We start from the raw sequence: 18,830 nt of genomic DNA, 5'->3' as shown, positions 1-18,830 counted from the left end.
AGAATCCTCCGTCTGGCTCGCACAGGCAGGGCGCGCAGGTCAAGGCAGTCTGAAGGCGTGGCGCGAGCGCGAGGTCCCGAGAGCCGCAGGCAGGAGCGGCTTTGGCCTTCAGGTGTGACCCGCTTCTCGTCCGCGCAAGAAGGTCTGGCTCATCAGCGCCCGCAGCGCCGGCGGTCTGACCGGTTTGGCGAGAAAGCCCCAGCCGCGTTCGGCCGCCTGGCGGCGCAGGGTGCTGTCGCCTTCGGCGGTCAGCAGGATGACCGGAGGCTGCCGGCCCCAGCGCTCGCAGAGCTGGGCATAGACATCGGGGCCGTAGAGCGGGCCCAGATGCACATCGAGCAGCACCAGTTGCGGGGCGTTGCCGGGCGCGGCGTGGGCCAGGGCGTCGGGGGCACCGGCGGCCAGAGGCACATCGCAGCCCCAGCGCTCGAGCAGGGCGCAGGTGGCATCGCGGGTGGCGGGATCGTCCTCCACATACCAGACGGTGCCGCCCTGCAGCGGGCTGTCCACGCGAGCGCTGGGAGACGGCTGCAGGGAGACTGGAGTCAATGCCGCGGCCTGGCCCAGAGGGACCTTGACCCAGAAGACGCTGCCCTTGCCCAGGGTGGAGCGCAGGCCGATCTCATGGTCCAGCAATCTGCCCAGGCGCTCCACGATGGCCAGGCCCAGGCCCGTTCCCCGGTCGTCGGCATGGCCTTCGTCGAGACGGCGGAACTCCTCGAAAATTTCCTTCTGAAGGCTCTGGGGAATGCCCGGTCCCTGGTCGTGCACCTCGATACGCACCTGATCGCCCTGGCGGCGGCAGCCCACGACGATACGGCCCTTGCGCGTATAGCGGATGGCGTTGGAGACAAAGTTCTGCAGTATGCGGCGCAGCAAGGCCTCGTCGCTGCGCACGATCAGCCGGCTGGGCATGCAGTGCAGGCTCAGACCCTCGTTCTCGGCCTGCAATGCAAAATTGTTGTGCACCACTTCCAGCAGGGAACTGAGCGCGAAGTCGCGCACGCGGACTTCGAGCTGGCCCGATTCCATGCGCGAGATATCGAGCAGACTGGTGAGGATGGCGTCCTGCGAGGCCAGGGCCTTGTCCACCCTCTGGGCCAGCTGTCGGCCCGCATCATCGTGAAGATAGGTGGGCAGCAGGCTGGTGAAGATGCGTGCCGCGTTCAGCGGCTGCAGCAGGTCGTGCACGGCCGAGGCGACGAAGCGGGTCTTGTAGCGGTTGGCGCGCTCGGCTTCCTGCTTGGCCTGGGCCAGGTCACGGGTGCGATCTGCAATGCGCTTTTCCAGCGTGTCGGCCAGATTGCGCAGCTCGCGCGCCGTGTTCTTGTAGCTGGTGATGTCGGCATAGCTGGTGACAAAGCCGCCGTCGGGCAGGGGGTTGCCGCGGATTTCCAGCACCGTGCCGTCGCCCTTGGCGCTCTCGTGCAGGTGGGGGCTGCCACTGCGCAGGTGCTGGAGCCGGCGCTGGATCGCGGACTCCACATCGCCCTTGCCCAGCAGGCCGCGCCTGGCATTGTGGCGCATCAAGGCCTCGATGGGCTGGCCCACATGCATCAGCTCGGGCGGATAGCGGAACAGCTCTACATAGCGCGAGTTCCAGGCCACCAGCCGCAACTGCGGGTCCACCACCACCACGCCTTGCGGCAGATGCTGCAGGCTGCGCGAAAGCCCGGTGTCGGCCTGCTTGGCGGCCTGGACAATACCGTCCTGCGCAGTGCGCAGCTCCTGGGCATGCTGGTGCAGCACGGTCTCCAGTTCCTTGCGGCTGCGCTGGCGCAGGGCGGCCAGGCGCTGGCGCTGGCGAATGTAGAGCACCAGCAGCGATGCAGCCAGCCACAGGCCGCCGGCGGCCACTGCCGCCCAGTGGCTGGCCGTCTGGCTATGGGCGATGTCGTGCAGCAGGTGCAACTGCCATTGGCTCTCGGGAAGCTCCATGCGCAGCCAGAGCATGGGATCGACCAGCGGAGGCTGGCTGAAATGGGCCAGCATGCCGAGGCCCGCGGGCTGCCGGCTGGTGCGGTAGCCGAGCGGCACCAGGGCCTGGCCCGCGTATTGGTGGGTGTCCCGCACTTCCTGCTCGTCGCGGGCGGACAGCGGCTCCAGCAGGCGGTAGCGCCATTCGTCGCGGTTGGAGAGGAAGACCACGCCATGCTCGTCCGAGGCGAAGACGATGTCGGGCGACTGACTCCATTCGCCTTCGAGCTCCTGAAAAAGGATCTTGATGGCGATGAGTCCAAGCACCGAGCCGTCATCATCATGGATGGCCTGGGAGAGAAAGTAGCCAGGCAGCCCGGTGGTCAGGCCTATGCCGTAGAAGCGGCCGCTACCCCGGCTCAGCGCCTGGGTCACATAGGGGCGGAAGCTATAGTCCTCGCCCACGTTGCTGTGCGAGTCGCGCCAGTTGCTGGCGGCCAGGGCCTTGCCGCTTTTGTCGAGGAGGGTCAGCGTGGAGGCCTGGCTGGCACCGTTGGCCTGCTCCAGCTTGCGGTTGAGCCGGTCCACCTCGGCGGCACCGAGCGGGTGGCTGAGTGCCCTCTTGAGTTCGGCGTCGAGCGCCAGCACTTCGGGAAGGGTGCGGTAGCGGTCCACGCGTTGCACCATGGCCTGGGCATAAAGCGTGAGCTGGCGCTGCACGCTCTCGCTTTCATCGTGCAAAGAGGTTTGCAGTGCGACGCGACTGGCGGCCCACATACTCAGCATCATGCCGCTGAGCACGATGACAAGGGTCAAAAACAGTCGGTTTCGGGCAAGGTTTCGCGCTAGACGCATGGCGGGGGCGGATGATCAAGTGGCCCAGTGTGGCTCTGGTGCAGGTTCAGTGCGGATTCTGAGGCCTAGGGATTTCCCTAAGTTGGTGCATGCTCTCCCAGGGAGCGCGTCCCGACCTAATACCAATGGGTTATCGGCACAAAAAGGGCGCAGGAGTACAAACGGCTGCAATTCGGCGCACCACGGTGGTGCGCCCGCAATCTTGGAGACGCAGCGTGCACACTCTGCCCACAGAATCCGCTCCGCGCGAGCACTTGCCGTTTTACCGACAGCTCTACTTCCAGGTGGTGTTCGCCATCATCGTGGGCGTGCTGCTGGGGCACTTCGAGCCCGCGTACGGCGAGGCCATGAAGCCCTTTGGCGATGCCTTCATCAAGCTCATCAAGATGATCATCGCGCCGGTGATCTTCCTGACCATCGTCACCGGCATCGCCAGCATGACGCACCTGAGCGCCGTGGGCCGAGTGTTCGGCAAGGCCATGGCGTACTTCCTGACCTTCTCCACACTGGCACTGGTCGTGGGCCTGATCGTGGCCAATGTCATGCAGCCCGGTGCCGGCATGCACATCAACCCCGCCGATCTGGATCAGACGGCCGTCAAGGGTTATGTTGCCAAGTCGCACGAGATGACGCTGACCGGCTTCGTGATGGACATCATCCCCAAGACGCTGATCAGTCCGTTCGTGGGTGACAACATCCTGCAGGTGCTGCTGGTGGCCGTGCTGTTCGGCGTATCCCTGGCCATGGTCGGCGAGGCCGGCAAGCCCGTGCTGAACTTCTTTGAAAGCCTGACCAAGCCCGTGTTCAAGCTGGTCAACATCGTGATGAAGTTCGCCCCCATCGGCGCGTTTGGTGCCATGGCCTTCACCATCGGCAAGTTCGGCCTGGGCTCGCTGGTCAACCTGGCCGAGCTGGTGCTGACCTTCTACATCACCTCGGCCCTGTTCGTGCTGGTGATCCTGGGTGCAGTGGCGCGCTTTTGCGGCTTCTCCGTGCTCAAGCTGATCAAGTACCTCAAGGACGAGCTGCTGCTGGTGCTGGGTACATCGTCTTCCGAGTCGGCCCTGCCTTCGCTGATGCACAAGATGGAAAAAGCCGGCTGCAGCAAGTCCGTCGTCGGTCTGGTCGTGCCTACCGGTTACTCCTTCAACCTGGACGGCACCAATATCTACATGACGCTGGCTGCGCTGTTCATTGCCCAGGCGACCGACACGCACCTGACCCTGGGCCACCAGATCGCATTGCTGCTGGTCGCCATGTTGTCCTCCAAGGGCGCGGCGGGTGTGACGGGCGCTGGTTTCATCACCCTGGCTGCAACCCTGGCCGTGGTGCCCGAGGTGCCGGTGGCCGGTATGGCGCTGATTCTGGGCGTGGACCGCTTCATGTCCGAATGCCGTTCCCTGACCAATTTCATCGGTAACGCCGTCGCCACCGTGGTGGTCTCCAAGTGGGAAAACGCGCTCGACCACGGCAAGCTGGAAGCTGCTCTGGCAGGCAAGGATGAAGACGAGGCCTTGTCTGTCCACGCCTGACCGAGCCCAGGTCTCGGCCCCCAAAGCCCCGGCCTGATGGTCGGGGCTTTTTTGTGGGCTTCAGGTTTCCCCCCGATCAGGGCAAGGAATGGTCGCGACTGCTCTCATCGATTCACGCGGAGAGTGGGCTCGCCGTCAGCAAGTCATGGGCCGCCAGCACGCGAAGGGTGTCGCGGCCCAGGCTCTTGCTGCGGGGCAGGTAGCGCACCCAGGCCAGCTTGTCGACGGTGTTCTCCAGTACCTGCCGGGCCTCGGCGGGGAGCTGCTGCACAAACTGCTGCCAGACCGCACGGGCCGGCTCCAGTGCACCGGCCTGCTGCAGAAACAGCGCCGTGGACTGGGCGTAGTTGAGCGCATCTCGCGCCCTGCAGACGGCCTGCGGCAAATGGGCGGCCGGGTCATCCTCAAAGTCGATGAAGCCTATGACCCCGTCGGCGCAGACCACCATGTTGCGCGCCACGGCCTGACTCAGCACCTCGCCGCTGGCATGTGCCTGCCGGATGGCCTCCAGGCCTTTTTTCCAGAGCTCCAGAGTGGGCTGAGCGCCCCGGACAATCGCATCTTCGATGGCATTGCTCAGGGACGGCGCCTCCTCGCCCGGACGGCCCAGGTGTCGCATCACAAAGGCCTCATCGGTCGTGGCCAGCACCTGCGGCACGCGCAGGCCCTTGGCCTTGAAGCTGCGCAGGCGGCGTACTTCGGTTTGCAGGGATTCGGTTCCGCCGGGATTGGGCACGGGCTGCAGCACGGCGGCCCTGAACAGCCTGGCCAACGCGCGCAGCAGCCAGTAGTTGAGGGCCGGGTTGCCCTTGTTGGCTCGCTTGACCCAAAGGGTTTCATGCGCAAGTTCATAGCGCATGATGCTGTGGGGCTGGTTCAGATGTCCCAGCAGGAATGCCTGGTAATCGGTGGCGGCGGTCTGTGCAGAGGGCGTCTGCTCTGGGGCGGAAATATCCTGGGATGGCACGGCTTGGGCTCTGTCGGGGGCGAGGCTCCGGCTTCTCAGGTCCAGATGCCGGTGCGCTGGGGAAAAGCCTGCGATTGTGCCGCGTTGTCGGCACTGCCCGCAGCAGAGGGACGCAGCACGGGTTCGCGCAGGGGCTGAAAGCTCTGGGCCGTCGCCAGCGGCCAGTAGTTCTGGAAGACCTTGTGCTGGTCTTTCAGGCTCTTGAGCAGGCAGCCCGGCTCCACGCGCAAGATCAGGTTGGACAGCAGGCTGACCTGGGTGTCGTCCAGCCGCCGCACGATATGGTGGGCCGTGATCTCGTTGGGATGCCTGAGACCTGCGGCCTGAACCAGCTCCTGCAGCGCATGCAGGGTGTTCTTGTGGAAGTTGGCGACGCGCGTGGCCTTGTCGGGTACGACCAGGGCTTGCTGGCGCACGGCGTCCTGTGTGGTCACGCCCGTGGGGCAGGTGCCGGTGTGGCAGCTCTGGGCCTGGATGCAGCCCAGCGCCATCATGAAGCCGCGCCCCGAATTGCACCAGTCGGCCCCCAGTGCCATCATGCGCGCGATGTCGAAGGCCGTGATGACCTTGCCTGCCGCACCGATCTTGATGCGCTGGCGCAGGTTCACGCCCAGCAGGGTGTTGTGCACCAGCAGCAGGCCTTCCTGCAGCGGCACGCCCACATGGTCGACAAACTCCACAGGCGCAGCGCCCGTACCGCCCTCGGCCCCGTCGACGACAATGAAGTCGGGCGTGATATCGGTTTCCAGCATGGCCTTGACCATGGCAAACCATTCCCAGGGGTGGCCGACGCAGAACTTGAAGCCCGTGGGCTTGCCTCCGGACAGACGGCGCAGCCTGGCGATGAACTGCATCAGCTCCACAGGAGTGGAGAAAGCGCTGTGGCTGGACGGCGAGATGCAGTCCACGCCAATCGGTATGCCGCGTGCAGCGGCAATTTCGGGAGTGACCTTGGCACCGGGCAGCATGCCGCCATGGCCGGGCTTTGCGCCCTGGCTGAGCTTGATCTCGATCATCTTGACCTGCGGGTCGGTGGCGTTGGCGATGAATTTCTCTTCGCTGAACGTGCCGTCCGCATTGCGGCAGCCGAAGTAGCCCGAAGCCACCTCCCAGATCAGATCGCCGCCATGCATGCGGTGGTACTGGCTGATCGAGCCTTCGCCCGTGTCGTGGATGAAACCGCCAATCTTCGCGCCCTGGTTCAGCGCCTGGACGGCATTGCCCGATAGCGCGCCAAAGCTCATGGCAGAGATGTTGAAGACGCTGGCGTGATAGGGACGGGTACAGGGCTCCACCCCTTCGGCCGGTTGCTCCTGCGTGCCGCCAATCCAGAGGCGAAAGTCGTGCGAGCTGAGCTTGGTGGGCTGCAGGGAGTGGTTGACCCACTCATAGCCCTGCTGACTCACGTCGAGCTGGGTGCCGAACGGCCGGTTGTCGACCTGTCCCTTGGCACGCTGATAGACCAGCGAGCGCTGGGCGCGCGAGAAGGGCTGGGCCTCGGTATCGCCTTCGATGAAGTACTGGCGGATCTCGGGGCGGATGAATTCGAAGATGAACCGCAAGTGACCCATGATGGGGTAGTTGCGCAGGATGGCATGCTGCTTTTGCCGCAGATCCCAGATGCCAAGCAGTACCAGCAGGGTCGACGCCATCAGCCATCCGAGTCCCTTGCCTGCCGTTGCCAGCGTGTAGAGCGAGATACCCAGAGCGAGTGCGGAAACGAAGAGGGCGCCATAGCGCAGGGGCAGACTGTTGAAGAAGCGATGCACTGCAGATACTCCCATGGCAGGGGGTGTTGATGGCGGCCCGCTAAAATTCAGCCTGTACGGGGGCATCCGTCCCGGATGTTTTGTCCCCCTCGATCCATCGCCCGGCCCTGCACTTCGATAGTGATGAAATGGTTCGGGCCATCATAAAAGCCTTTCCCTATGCAAGAACAAGCACCTAACTCCGCTGCAGAAGATGCGGCCCTCGACGACATGCCCCAGGGCGCACTGAGCAACGATCAGCTCGAGGAGCTGGATGCTCTGCTCGACGAGCTGCGCACCCGTGGCGACGAGATTCCCCAGTGGGAATTCTGCGACGGTTTCCTGACCGCTCTGGTCTGCACGCGCCGTCCCATCTCCGCTGCCGAATACATGCCCATGCTGCTGGGTGATGGCGAAGCCCTGGAAGTGACCGAAGGCCAGCCTCTGCCCAAGCTGGAAGTCTTCAAGGACAAGGCCCAGCAGGCGCGTTTCATGGAGCTGTTCGAGCTGCGCATGGCCGAAGTGCGCGAGCAGCTGGATGCCGACATCAAGTCCCTGGCCGACGACGCGGCCTTCCAGCCCGAAGCGCTGGATACGCGTGGCGCCATCGCCATCCTGCCCGAAGCCGAAAAGGCCGAGCTGGCAGGCGAAGAAGTGCCGTCGTTCTCTCAGGTCTGGGCACTGGGCTTCATGTTCGTGGTGGAAAACTGGGCCGACGAATGGGCGGCACCCCGCGACAAGGAAGCGGCCCAGTTGCTGGACGCGGCCATGGAGTTCATCGTCAACCTGACTGAAGACGACACGGACGAGCCGGCCCTGAACCTGTATGACGAAGCAGGCCCAGCATCGACCAGCCAGGAGCGTGTGGATGCCTTTGGCGAAGCCATCTGGGCCGTGTACGACCTGTACCGCCTGTGGAAGAGCATGGGCCCTCGCCAGGAAACCATCGTCAAGGGCGAGCAGCCCGGCCGCAACGATCCTTGCCCCTGCGGTAGCGGCAAGAAGTTCAAGAAGTGCCACGGGGCCTGACAAGCGCCCTCCCCTGAGGCGCTTGTGCACGACGCTGCACCGCTGCGGGCCGGTCGGTGCTGCGGCGTTGCAAGCCCCTGCATCAGGTGTTTCGTATGCAGGGGCGCTCGGACCGCAAGCCGGGCGAAGCTGGCCCAGGCATTGGCGTGTAGTGTGAGTAGGTGGCATCGATGACGCATTTAGGTGAGCGCATACGCGCCCGGCGACAGGCGCTGGGCTTGAGCCAGGGGCGCCTGGCGCAGATGGCGGATGTCACGGCATCCGCTATCTCACAGATCGAGTCCGGAGCCATTCGCACGCTCAAGAACGACACCCTGGCAAGACTGGCTGTCGCCCTGCAGACCACGGCACTGGAATTGATGGCAGGTCTGCATTCCGAAACCCTGTCGCTTCCCAGCGATGAACAGCGTTTGCTCGACAGCTATCGCAAACTGCAGCCACCGCTGCAGGACATCGCTCTCAAACTGATAAAAGCACTGCAGTGAGTCCCGAGTCGCTGTATTGAGCGATCTCTTTTGTTTCAAAAAGGCCTGTTAACTACAGGCCTTTTTGTTTTTTCATTTGAGAGCAAGGGTTAACCCGATTATCAAATGTAGGATGAAATCCAATAGCCTGTAGGAAATGAATGAAGATTGCGTAGATTGAACCGGAAGCCACACGTGGGGGATTAGTCGGAAAAATTACAGATGATCTCTTTCTGGCTTTGAAGTGATTGTTTTTATTGGATTTTTTGGTGCGGGAGTGCTTGCTTACCCGAGGGTTGAAATTGCTGAGGGCTATGCTGCATATTTGTTGATAGCTATTTCAAATATTTCAAGATGTTTCTTGCTTCGTAAGATGGACTCCGCGGTGGTCGAAAACAGCCACAGCGATCTACAAACCTGATTGTTGAAGGAGCTAGTCATGAAAGACCAAATCATCAAATTCTGGCGTGATGAAGAAGGTGCAACGGCGATTGAGTACGGCCTGATCGCGGGATTGATTGCCGCTGTCATTGTGGGTGCTGTTACCGGCCTTGGAACTCAGATTAGAACGCTCTTGAATAATATTCTTACTGCGATTGGAGGAACAGCCGCAACATGAGCATGATATTTCTGGCATGGCTGTGCATTTCGGCAGTCTGTGATGCCAGATATAGAAAATGTTTCAATTATTTATCTGTTTCAGGATTAGGGTTGGCATTTATTACTGCTTTCCTTTTTCCTGAAGCAAGCCCTGTTAGGATTTCTGTTGAAGGTGCTTTTCTTGGTTGTTTTTTGGCATTTTCAGTTCTTTTAGTGTTTTATTTCTTTGGAATGATGGCTGCCGGAGATGTGAAGTTCGCGGTTGCACTTGGTGCCTGGCTGGGTTGGGAGTTGTTATTGCTTGTCTGGGCGTTGAGTTGCGGTTTTGCGGTGGCTCATGGATTCATTGTTCGAAGTCATTTGAAGTATTTTTTCTCTCCAGCTATAGATTGGGACGACGGTACTCAAAAAAACAAGAGAAGGTTCATTCCATATGTGACCTATCTCTCCATGGCAACGGTGATTGTTCTGATGCTGAATAAATAGCAAGAGGAAAGGAGGGGATCATGCAATTCAAAAGACAGCAAGGTGCAGCAGCCATTGAATTTGCCATTCTCTTTCCCATCTTCTTTCTGATCTTCTACGCCATCATCACCTATGGCCTGATTTTTGCTGCACAGCAGACCTTGACCTTGGCCGCCGCCGAAGGGGCAAGAGCCGCAGTGCGATATCCCTCCGTTCCAACGGGCTCCACGATGACCAAGCCCGCCCAGTTGCAGGCACGTTTGACTGCAGCCTGTGCCACTGCGGCCTTGGCAACAGATTGGCTTTCCAGAATGGGTGCAGGCTTGGGCTCTGCGGGCTGCAGCGCAGGTGTCAGCGATGCTGCGGGCTTGCATGCCACGCCTGGTCTCTGTGGTACAGGTTCAGCATCTTTCACTGCCTCCAACGATGCCAGCCTGGTGAACTGCGTGACCATGCAGGTGAACTACAACTATGCCTCTGCACCGCTGATCCCAAGGTTGCTGGGGCCTGTGTTGAGCTTGCCCACTCCCAATCTCTTGCGGGGGAGAGCAGTCGCACAAATAAGCTTGATTGACTGAAAACGATAAAGCCTTGCTCTTTGAGGCCCAGTAAAAAGAGGGAATTTATGGTGAATGTCGCAAAGATCGCGGTCGGGGTTTTGCTGGCAGTGGCATTGGCTCTGGGTGTTTATGGGTGGATGCTTGCCAGGGCTCCTCAGGCACCGGACCCTCAGGCTCAAGCTTCCGTCAGCAACAGCCAACCCAATGCCGGCCCGAGTGTGGTGGTGGCCGCACAGGCCATTCCCGCGGGCCAGGCACTCAAGGCCGAGGATCTGCAGCTCATGCAGTTGCCCGCCAAGCCCGATGGTGCTTTGGGCGAGATTCAGGCTGCCATTGGCTCCGTTCCTGCGGTGGACATTCCAAAGGGCGCACCCGTACTCCAAGGGCAAATGGTGACCGGCCTGGCGCTCAAGTTGTCGGAGGGTGAGCGTGCGGTGGCGGTCAAGGTCGATGAAAGCATTGGCGCTGGCAATCGCATCAGACCCGGTGACTTTGTCGATGTATTCTTTGCATTGCGCCGCGACGGCAATGAAATTGACCAGAGCCAGGCGCGTTTGCTGCTTTCGCGCAAGCGCGTGCTGGCCTATGGATCGGCATCGGTGGACGCTGTGACTGCGGCGGAGAAAACAGAGGGCAAGCAGGCCAATGGCCCCGACAACGCTAGAACTGCAGTGCTTGCGGTACCGGTGGCCGAGGTCAATCAGTTGCTGCTGGGAGGCTCCAATGGCAGTCTGCTGCTGGCATTGCGCAATCCCACGGACATGACCGAACCGGATCGCGAGAAGTTTTCTCCGCTGCCTGGTGTATTGACCGTCGCCATGACCAAGGGATCTGCCGCCGCTGCGCTGGAAGGTGCAGACGCAGCGCGGGCCGGTGTGGCCATGAGCAGCTTGGCCGGTTCCGCAGGCACCTCGGCAGCGCGCATGAGTGCGGCCAAGCCCATCACTGCGGGGATGAGCAAGCCTGCAGTGCCGCGCACGCGTACCGCGTCCGCGGACTCGTCCCTGCCCGTTGAATTCGTGCGTGGCGCCAACTCCCAAACCGTGCGGTACTGAGCTATGAATCACAAGACTATTTGGATCTCGCCCCGCACCCCGTCAATGAAGCCGCTGTATCTGCTCTGCGGCCTGTCCTTCAGTGCCGTCACTGTCCCGGCCCTTGCGCAGCAAGTGCCCAATGCGGGCGAAAGCAGAGCGCAGCAAGCAACAGCAGCCAGGGAAATCAAGCTGGTCATGGGGGCGCAGCATGAGATGGATCTGCCCGGCGGGGTGGACCGCATTGCCATCGGCGACGACACGATTGCCGCCGTGCATATCAAGCGCGCGGGCAAGGGGGCCGCCGCCAAGATCCTGCTGAGCCCGCTCAAGCCCGGCAGCACCTCGTTCATGGTCTGGCCGCGCGGTGAAGCGCAGGCGCAGACCCATATGCTCAATGTGCAGCAACGCGTGGAACTGCGCACGGCCAAGGCCTCCAGCCTGATAGAGCAGCAGTTTGCCGGCGAGCTGGCGAACGCGCAGTCCGCCGACAAGGCCAAGACCGTCGATCTCTCCAGCGTTCAGCTCAAAAGCAATGTGGTGCAGGTCGATGTCAAGGTGGTCGAGTTCAACAAGACCCAGATGAAAAAGGTCGGCCTCAATCTGTTCAGCACGTCCCCCAACAGCTCGGGCTTCAGCTTTGGCATTTTTGGACGTGGTTCTTATGGCATCAGCGGAGGGAGCTCCACGACGGGGGCAACCGCCAATCCCTTGACTCAGGCCTTCAACCTGCTGATGCAGTTCGACAAGGCGGGCATCGGTGTCAATATCGGCATGCTCGAAGGCAATAACCTGGCGCGGGTGCTGGCGGCACCGACCCTGGTGGCCTTGTCCGGTCAGAGCGCCAACTTTCTGTCGGGCGGCGAAGTGCCGGTTCCCGTGCCCGCCGGCACGGGCATGGTGGCAATTCAGTACAAGCCGTATGGCATCGGCTTGACGGTGTCTCCCACGGTGCTGTCCAACGATCGCATCGTGCTCAAGGTGGCGCCCGAAGCCAGCGAACTGGACTATGCCAACACCATTGTTCTGAACAGCGCGACCATTCCGTCCATCACCACACGGCGTGCCGACACGACGGTGGAACTGGGCGACGGCGAAAGCTTTGTGATTGGCGGCCTGGTCAGCCGCAACACCACATCGGGCTCCGACAAGGTTCCTTTGCTGGGCGATATCCCGATTCTGGGCGTGTTGTTCAAGCGTCAGGAGTTTCAGCAAAAGGAGAGCGAGCTTGCGATTGTGGTGACGCCACGTCTCGTCAAGCCGCTGGCCCGCGATGTGAATGTGGAGCCGCTGCTGCCCGGGCGCACCGAGCAGCGTGATCCTGCGGTGTGGGGGCCGTGGATGGCGGGTGGGGTGTCGTCCAGCGTGGCGCCGGGCTTCTCGCGCTGAGTGCCTGAGTCGAGACATGAATATGCGCATGGACTCATCCCAGCTCAATACCGCGCAGCCAGGGTCGGTGAGCGGCAATGCACGCGTGGTGCTGGTGACGCAGTCCTCATCGCACGCTTTCTGGCTGGCGAGTGCTCTGGGCAGCGATGCGGAAGTGATACCGGTGGCGGGCGATCTGGCAACGCTTCACACTGCGATTTCGGCGTCGGGGCTTGGCGTGGTGGTGGTGGATTTCTCGGCTCCCGTGACGGAGGCCGCCATCGCCCTGGTCGGCGATCTGCGCGCCAGTTTCCCCGGGGTGGTGATCATGGGATCCGGCTCGGCTTCCGAGCCTGCCTCCATGCGAGCGGCCCTGCGCTGTGGCGTGGCTGAATTCATTGACTGGGATGCGTCCGAAGCCGAGGCCAACGCGGCCATCCGGCATCAGATGCACGCTCGCAGCCAGCTGCCTGCGGCGGTGGCGCTAGAGCCGCAAGCCCAAGGTTTCTCCCTGCCTTTGCTGGGTGCCCGTGCAGGGATGGGGGTGACTACGCTGGCAACGCATCTGGCCGTGATGTTCCAGGAAATGCATGCCTATGACGTGCGAGGCAGCAAGAACAGAAAGCAGGTTGCCAGGCCTTTTGGCGCCAGTCAGTTGCCGCTGGAAGAGTCTGCACATGCGGCGTTGCTGGATCTGGGTTTGCCAGCGCGCGATGGTTTGCTGTACCTGGGCATTGCGGGTGACTTCAGCTTTGTGGATGCGGTTCAGAATACGCGCCGCCTGGACGCGACATTGATCGAATCGGCCTTTGCCAAGCACTCCACGGGCACGGTGACTCTGGCCTGGCCTTCCGATCTGGGCACGCTGCGCGAAGTCAGCCCCGCAGCTGCAGCGGGCGTGGTCAGCACGCTCAAGAGCCTGCTTGGAGTGCAGGTGATCGATCTGGGCGGCATGGTGCAGGCTGATTTTCTGGCGCCCTTGCTGCGCGAAAGCGGACAGGGATGGGTGGTTTGTGACCAGTCGCTGGGAGGCATCGTGTCTACGGCTCAGATGCTCAAGGAACTCGATGCCAAGGGCGTGAATCGCGGCACGCTCAAGCTGGTGCTCAACCGCTTCAATGCCCAAGCCGGCCTGCCCGCCAAAGAGGTCGCGCAGCGCCTTGGTCTGGAATTGCTGCATGTGGTTCCGGATCGATCCACGGTTTTGCTGAGCGCCGCCAGCTGCGGCCAGCTGTTGTCGCAGTCGCTGCGCGGTGATCCCTACGTGACCTGTGTCAGAAGCATGGCCAGAGCACTGCTGAGCGGAGCGGTTGCGGCCGACAAGGTCGCGGCGCCAGCGTCGGGCGTTTTGGGTCAATGGGCCAAGCGATGGAGGAGAGGCGAATGAGCATGGACATTGTTTTCGCCGAGAAGAGCAACAGCTTTTCGGACTCCAAGCAACTGTTGCTGATCAAGAACGTCGCGCACGAGCATTTGCTCACGCGTGTGGAGGAGCTGGGGGCGGTGTTTGCCAAATGGTCGACCAGCCGCGTGCGCCAGTTCGTGCACCAGGAGCTGGAGCAGTTTGTGCGCCAGCAGCGCTTTCCCGTCAACGACGAGGAGGTGCAGTGGATTGCGCAGGCCTTGAACAAGGAGCTGTCGGGGCTGGGGCCGCTGGACGATCTGATGGCCGACCCGGAGGTTGAGGACATTCTGATCAACGGCTATCAGCGCGTCTTTGTCTCGCGAAAGGGCATCTTGCAGCAGGAGGCCCTGCACTTTACCGACAACGCTCATGTGCTGCGCATCGTGCGCCGCATCATCTCGCCGCTGGGCCGCCGCCTTGATGAATCCACGCCCATGGTCGATGCGCGCTTGCCGGACGGCGGCCGCATCAATGTGGTCATAGAGCCGCTGTCGCTGGACGGGCCGGCGGTGTCCATACGCAAGTTTCGCAATGACCCGCTGCGGGTTCAGGATCTGGTCGATTTCGGCACCATGGACGAAGGCATGGCCCGCCTGCTGGAGCTGGCGGTGCGCGAGCGCTGCAACATCATTATCAGCGGCGGCACCAGCTGCGGCAAGACCTCCATGCTCAATGCGATTGCGGGCTTCATCCCCGGCAATGAGCGGGTGGTGACGATTGAAGACACGGCCGAGCTGACGCTGCCCCATCCGCATGTGGTGCGCATGGAAAGCCGTCCTGGCGGCTTTGAGGGGGCGGGAGTGGTTTCCATTCGGGACCTGCTGCGCAACAGCCTGCGCATGCGACCCGATCGCATTGTGGTGGGCGAGGTGCGCGGCGCGGAAGTGCTGGAGATGCTGCAGGCCATGAACACGGGTCACGACGGCTCCATGGCCACCATCCATGCCAGCTCTCCGCGCGAGTGCCTGCACCGCATGGAGATGCTTGCGGGCTTTGCGGGCTTTCAGGGCAGCGAGGTCAGCCTGCGTCGCCAGATTGCCAATGCGCTTGATTTCATCGTGCAGATCAGCCGCCTGCCCAATGGCAAGCGGCGCATCACCTCGATCACCGAAGTCACGGGCATCATCGACAGCGTGATTGCCACCCAGGAGCTCTATCGTCACGAGCTGCTGCCCCAGCCCGACGGCGAGGATCTGGAGCGCTGGACCACGCTGGGCATGGTGCCGCATACGCCAAAGCTGGCGCGCTATCGTGCGGTGCTGCAGCACGCGGGCGGCAACGGTGCAAACCACGCGGGACTGCGCCATGGCTAGTCATGTGTTTCTACTCCTGAGTCTGGCGCTGCTGATCGCTGCTGCTGCGATGGTGCTGTGGATGTTCGCCAGCCGCACGCAGAAGACGCGCCTCATGACTCGGCATCTGGAGCAGAGCCTGGAAAAGAGCGCGGCCGCTGCAGCCGGGTTTGCGGCCAGGGATGCCGCGGCATCGGCTTTTGACGGCTCGGTGGCGGATGCCTTGCTGGGCCATGAGAAAAGAGCGGGCTGGCCGGTTCCCGCCATTTTGCTGGGGACGGTCAGCGCCGGGCTTTTCTATGGCGGGCTGGTCTTGATTGCCGGGGCGTTTCTGGTCATCGGCCTTGTGGTCGGCTGGCTGGCTGGTAGTGCCGCGCTGGTGGTGCTGGGGATTGGCTTCTTCTTTTGGCTTTACGCGAGGGCGCAGAAGTACCGCGCCAGGCTCACGCAGCAACTGCCCGGCTTTCTTGACAACACGGTGCGTCTGGTGACGATTGGCAACTCCGTTCAGGCGGCTTTCCAGATGGCATCGGCCAGCACCAAGGACCCCTTGCAGTCGGTCATGGAAAAAGCCGCCAGTCTGGCCCGTGCGGGCATGGATCTGGAGAACGCGGTGGCCCACGTGGCCCGGCAGACCCGGCTGGACGAGCTGCACTTGCTGGCGGCCATCTTGCGCATCAGCGTGCGCTATGGCGGCAGGGTGGACCTGTTGCTGGAGCGTGTGGCCCACTTCATGCGCGACCGTGAGCAGGCCGAGCAGGATCTCTCCGCCATGACGGCCGAAACGCGCATGTCGGCCTGGGTGCTGAGCCTGCTGCCGGTAGCGGTGTGCTGCCTGATCATTTCCTTCAATGCGAGCTATTTTCTGAATATGTGGAATGACGGCGGTGGCCGCAACATCATCTGGGCGGCGGCCGCTCTGCAGGTCTTTGGCGTGGTGCTGCTCTACCGCATGGCCAAGCTCGACGAGGGGGTTGACTGATGGAGACATCCCGTCTTTTGCTGATGCTGAGCGTGGCGCTTGCGGCCCTGGCGGCGCTGATCGGAGCAGGCGTGATTGCCTATGCGCATCAGCGGCGTGAACGCAGCAGCCAGGTGGTCCAGGATGCGCTGCGCCGCAGCGGGGCGGCTGCGGAGAAAGGGGCACCTGCCAGACCCGCAGATCTGCTGCGCTCGCTCAATGGGGATGGCGAGCTGCCTGCGCACTGGCTCAATACCTCGTTTGGCAAGGCGCTGGTTGCACAGGAAGACCGCATTTTGCTGAGCAAATGCGGCTGGGGATCGACGCGTGCGCAGCTGCAATACCTGATAGCGCGCTGCGTGGTCTCGGTATTGCTTTCGCTGCTGGCTGCCTTTGTTTTTTCGGGCAGCAAGCAGTTTCTGCTCTATCTGTTCGCTGCTTTCACCATCGGTTTTCTGCTTCCCAAATGGGTGCTGCGCAGCGTGGCTCGCCGCCGCAGGGCCAGTGTGGCCCGCGAGCTGCCCTTGCTCGTCGACCTGCTGGGCTTGCTGCAAGGCACTGGCATGAGCCTGGACCAGACCCTGCAGGTGATCGGTTCTGACTTCGGCAATGTCATGCCCGTGCTCTCGCGCGAGATACAGCTGGCCAACCAGCAGTACAGCCGGGGCAGCACGCGCGAGCGTTCCTTTGCTCGCATGAGCGAGGTATATCAGAGCGACAACCTGACCAATCTGACATCACTGATGATTCAGATCGACAGATACGGTGGAGCCGTGCAGGAGCCTCTGCGCATTTTTGGCGAACGTCTGCGCGAGCAGCGCAAGGCCAAGATGAAGGAGTTGATAGGAAAGATCTCGGTCAAGATGACTGGTGTCATGGTGGTGACGTTGCTTCCGGCCCTGATTATTATTACCGCCGGACCGGGTTTTCTGGCCGTGATTCGGGCACTGGGAGGGATGAGCAAATGAAAAAAGAAAGCCGATATCTGATGCTGCCATTGGCGGCCGCAACCATGGCCCTGCTGTCGGGCTGCTCCAGCATGGGCAATCTGCTGGGGCAGAGCCAGCCCGTGCTGTCGCCCGCGGCCAAGGCTGCGGCAGACAGGCCGCTGGAGAAGGAGACAGTGGTCGACACGCAGGACACTTACCTCGCTCTGGTCAAGCAGATGCAGTCCAAGTCGCTCTGGTATGCCTCCATCGCGCACCTGGACGCACTGGACAAGCAATGGGGCGCTTCCAGCGATTCGCGGCTGCTGCGCGCCGATGCATTGCGTCAGGTGGGGCAGCTCAGCGCGGCCATCCCCATTTACCAGGGCCTGCTGGGCAGCGCCAAGGATGGTGCTGCACGCTACGGCCTGGGCCGTGTGGCCGCAGAGCAGGGCGACTTTCGCAGTGCCGCTCAGCAGATGGAGCAGGCGCGCATGAGCAACCCTGTGGACTCGCGCCTGTTGACCGATCTGGGCTATGCCTATCTGCGTGCGCATGATCTGAACGCGGCGGGCATTCCCTTGATGCAGGCGGCGCAGCTCAACCCCGAGGATGCACAGGTCAACGTCAATCTGAGCCTGTTCATGATGGTCAGCGGCCAGAGCGCGCAGGCTGAAGAATTCATGCGCCAGCGCAAGCTGGACGCACAGACCCAGCAGCTGGTCAAGGAGCAGGCCGGGGAGTGGCTGCAGGGAGCCCGGCAGGCAGCGAATCTGGCGGCTGCAGACCCTGCCTCGCAGGCAATCGGCAAGGTCGTCAACCTTTCCCGCCCTGCTGTGAAGACCGCGCCTGAGCCTGTTGCAAGATCCGGGAAATCCGCCGAAACGCCAGAGCCTGCTGCAGCGCAGGAGGTGCCCGTCGCAAAAAAGCCCGTACCGGAGCCTGAAGCCGCAAAGGCTCCGGTAGTGGTAGTCAAGGCAGCGGAGTCTCTGCCATCTCGTACCGCTACGTTGCCGCTGCCCCAGGCGCAGCCCATGGTGGCGCGGAATGTGGAGCGGACGCCCAGCGGTGGTCAGTGGATGGTCTCTGGCGGCAGCTTTGATGCAGGAAGGCCGCGTCACCCCGGTCAGGGGGCGAGCCAGTTTGTGCCGGCCGCTCCGCAGACCTATGCCTATGCGCCACCTATGCCTGTGCAGGCAAGAGCTGCTCCTATCGGTGTAGCGGCTACCGCTTCATTGGAAAGGATTTCAGTACCAAAGCAGTCTGAAGTGGCTGTAGATAAAGCGCAACAAGCTCCTGTATCGATAGCTAAAGTGGCGCCGCCGTTGGAGGCGCCCGTGGCGACGGCTTCTCAGCCCGCGAAGCAGCAGGCCCCCAAACCGGCACAGCCTGTGCCGACCGAGGCGCAGCCTGCACCGGCTTTGCGCGCCGAGCCTGCTGCGCAGCCCGTGATCGCGCGTCAGCCTGTGCGCCCGACAAGATCGATGCCGGAGGCTGCGGTGGTGATGGCTGCGGCACATCCTGTCGCCGTTCGCCAGGCCGGTGAAACCGGTGGCAAACAGGCGGTGCAAGCCATGCTGCCCCAGCGCGCGGCGGCGGGCGGCTTGTTCTTCGAGACGCCCGATGAAGATGCCGGCAGCAAGCCTGCGGCCTCTGCCAAGAAGAGCGCACCCGAGCGTGCCTGGCCCTGAACCTTCAAGGAGTCCC

At 62.4% G+C, this 18,830-nt stretch carries 16 protein-coding genes; 13 read left to right on the top strand and 3 right to left on the bottom strand.

The genetic code is table 11. The features are described 5' to 3' along the window. Positions 1-108: 108 nt before the first annotated feature. Complete coding sequence (locus E2583_RS00245; protein WP_291592064.1) at positions 109-2,772, bottom strand: PAS-domain containing protein; 2,664 nt, start codon at positions 2,770-2,772, stop codon at positions 109-111. A gap of 215 nt (positions 2,773-2,987) precedes the next feature. Between E2583_RS00245 and E2583_RS00240 the strand changes: the two genes are divergently transcribed. Next, on the top strand, positions 2,988-4,304 hold the full coding sequence (locus E2583_RS00240) for a dicarboxylate/amino acid:cation symporter (protein WP_291592062.1): 1,317 nt from the start codon (positions 2,988-2,990) through the stop codon (positions 4,302-4,304). 112 nt (positions 4,305-4,416) lie between these two features. Here E2583_RS00240 and E2583_RS00235 read toward each other — a convergent pair whose 3' ends face one another. Continuing rightward, positions 4,417-5,271, bottom strand: coding sequence for an RIO1 family regulatory kinase/ATPase (locus E2583_RS00235; RefSeq protein WP_291592060.1), 855 nt, complete (start codon positions 5,269-5,271; stop codon positions 4,417-4,419). A gap of 35 nt (positions 5,272-5,306) precedes the next feature. After that, on the bottom strand, positions 5,307-7,055 hold the full coding sequence (locus tag E2583_RS00230; protein ID WP_291592058.1) for an FMN-binding glutamate synthase family protein: 1,749 nt from the start codon (positions 7,053-7,055) through the stop codon (positions 5,307-5,309). Between the two features lie 195 nt (positions 7,056-7,250). On the opposite strand from E2583_RS00230, the gene E2583_RS00225 reads away from it, so the two are divergent. From E2583_RS00225 to E2583_RS00170, 12 genes are all read left to right on the top strand, one after another. Further along, the gene (locus E2583_RS00225; protein ID WP_291592108.1) at positions 7,251-8,048 is read left to right on the top strand and encodes a UPF0149 family protein; all 798 of its coding nucleotides are present in this window, start codon (positions 7,251-7,253) and stop codon (positions 8,046-8,048) included. A 170-nt stretch (positions 8,049-8,218) separates the two neighbouring features. Continuing rightward, positions 8,219-8,533: a helix-turn-helix transcriptional regulator gene (locus E2583_RS00220; protein WP_291592055.1), complete on the top strand. Its 315-nt coding sequence runs from the start codon at positions 8,219-8,221 to the stop codon at positions 8,531-8,533. Positions 8,534-8,951: 418 nt separating this feature from the next. Then, the gene (locus tag E2583_RS00215; RefSeq protein WP_167003638.1) at positions 8,952-9,131 is read left to right on the top strand and encodes a Flp family type IVb pilin; all 180 of its coding nucleotides are present in this window, start codon (positions 8,952-8,954) and stop codon (positions 9,129-9,131) included. Beyond that, on the top strand, positions 9,128-9,598 hold the full coding sequence (locus tag E2583_RS00210) for a prepilin peptidase (protein ID WP_291592052.1): 471 nt from the start codon (positions 9,128-9,130) through the stop codon (positions 9,596-9,598). The genes E2583_RS00215 and E2583_RS00210 overlap by 4 nt, the downstream gene beginning before the upstream one ends. A 20-nt stretch (positions 9,599-9,618) precedes the next feature. Next, on the top strand, positions 9,619-10,155 hold the full coding sequence (locus E2583_RS00205) for a TadE/TadG family type IV pilus assembly protein (protein ID WP_291592050.1): 537 nt from the start codon (positions 9,619-9,621) through the stop codon (positions 10,153-10,155). Between the two features lie 47 nt (positions 10,156-10,202). Further along, positions 10,203-11,192 carry a Flp pilus assembly protein CpaB gene (cpaB, locus tag E2583_RS00200; protein ID WP_291592048.1) on the top strand — a complete coding sequence of 330 codons (990 nt, stop codon included), beginning with the start codon at positions 10,203-10,205 and terminating at the stop codon, positions 11,190-11,192. 45 nt (positions 11,193-11,237) lie between these two features. After that, a complete protein-coding gene (locus tag E2583_RS00195) occupies positions 11,238-12,560 on the top strand; it encodes a pilus assembly protein N-terminal domain-containing protein (protein ID WP_291592047.1) in 1,323 nt (440 codons plus the stop codon). A gap of 28 nt (positions 12,561-12,588) precedes the next feature. Next, a complete protein-coding gene (locus E2583_RS00190) occupies positions 12,589-13,926 on the top strand; it encodes a histidine kinase (protein ID WP_291592045.1) in 1,338 nt (445 codons plus the stop codon). After that, complete coding sequence (locus E2583_RS00185) at positions 13,923-15,257, top strand: CpaF family protein (protein ID WP_291592043.1); 1,335 nt, start codon at positions 13,923-13,925, stop codon at positions 15,255-15,257. The genes E2583_RS00190 and E2583_RS00185 overlap by 4 nt, the downstream gene beginning before the upstream one ends. Beyond that, positions 15,250-16,218 carry a type II secretion system F family protein gene (locus tag E2583_RS00180; protein ID WP_291592041.1) on the top strand — a complete coding sequence of 323 codons (969 nt, stop codon included), beginning with the start codon at positions 15,250-15,252 and terminating at the stop codon, positions 16,216-16,218. The genes E2583_RS00185 and E2583_RS00180 overlap by 8 nt, the downstream gene beginning before the upstream one ends. Next, positions 16,218-17,165 (top strand): type II secretion system F family protein, encoded by a 948-nt coding sequence (locus E2583_RS00175; protein ID WP_291592040.1) that lies wholly within the window; start codon positions 16,218-16,220, stop codon positions 17,163-17,165. Before E2583_RS00180 ends, E2583_RS00175 begins: the two co-directional genes overlap by 1 nt. Beyond that, complete coding sequence (locus tag E2583_RS00170) at positions 17,162-18,814, top strand: hypothetical protein (protein ID WP_291592039.1); 1,653 nt, start codon at positions 17,162-17,164, stop codon at positions 18,812-18,814. The genes E2583_RS00175 and E2583_RS00170 overlap by 4 nt, the downstream gene beginning before the upstream one ends. Positions 18,815-18,830: the final 16 nt, after the last annotated feature.

Origin of the sequence: Comamonas sp. (genome assembly GCF_009360615.1) — a bacterium.
Classification (GTDB): Bacteria; Pseudomonadota; Gammaproteobacteria; order Burkholderiales; family Burkholderiaceae_C; genus Comamonas.
This window is presented reverse-complemented; position numbering and strand designations above follow the sequence as displayed.

Bases quoted from the DNA above. Each gene is read 5' to 3' on its own strand.
- E2583_RS00185 (WP_291592043.1), top strand. From the start codon at position 13,923: ATGAGCATGGACATTGTTTTCGCCGAGAAGAGCAACAGCTTTTCGGAC.
- E2583_RS00230 (WP_291592058.1), bottom strand. From the start codon at position 7,055: ATGGGAGTATCTGCAGTGCATCGCTTCTTCAACAGTCTGCCCCTGCGC.
- E2583_RS00175 (WP_291592040.1), top strand. From the start codon at position 16,218: ATGGAGACATCCCGTCTTTTGCTGATGCTGAGCGTGGCGCTTGCGGCC.
- E2583_RS00225 (WP_291592108.1), top strand. From the start codon at position 7,251: ATGCCCCAGGGCGCACTGAGCAACGATCAGCTCGAGGAGCTGGATGCT.
- E2583_RS00180 (WP_291592041.1), top strand. From the start codon at position 15,250: ATGGCTAGTCATGTGTTTCTACTCCTGAGTCTGGCGCTGCTGATCGCT.
- E2583_RS00215 (WP_167003638.1), top strand. From the start codon at position 8,952: ATGAAAGACCAAATCATCAAATTCTGGCGTGATGAAGAAGGTGCAACG.
- E2583_RS00210 (WP_291592052.1), top strand. From the start codon at position 9,128: ATGAGCATGATATTTCTGGCATGGCTGTGCATTTCGGCAGTCTGTGAT.
- cpaB (WP_291592048.1), top strand. From the start codon at position 10,203: ATGGTGAATGTCGCAAAGATCGCGGTCGGGGTTTTGCTGGCAGTGGCA.
- E2583_RS00205 (WP_291592050.1), top strand. From the start codon at position 9,619: ATGCAATTCAAAAGACAGCAAGGTGCAGCAGCCATTGAATTTGCCATT.
- E2583_RS00245 (WP_291592064.1), bottom strand. From the start codon at position 2,772: ATGCGTCTAGCGCGAAACCTTGCCCGAAACCGACTGTTTTTGACCCTT.
- E2583_RS00195 (WP_291592047.1), top strand. From the start codon at position 11,238: ATGAAGCCGCTGTATCTGCTCTGCGGCCTGTCCTTCAGTGCCGTCACT.
- E2583_RS00220 (WP_291592055.1), top strand. From the start codon at position 8,219: ATGACGCATTTAGGTGAGCGCATACGCGCCCGGCGACAGGCGCTGGGC.
- E2583_RS00190 (WP_291592045.1), top strand. From the start codon at position 12,589: ATGGACTCATCCCAGCTCAATACCGCGCAGCCAGGGTCGGTGAGCGGC.
- E2583_RS00170 (WP_291592039.1), top strand. From the start codon at position 17,162: ATGAAAAAAGAAAGCCGATATCTGATGCTGCCATTGGCGGCCGCAACC.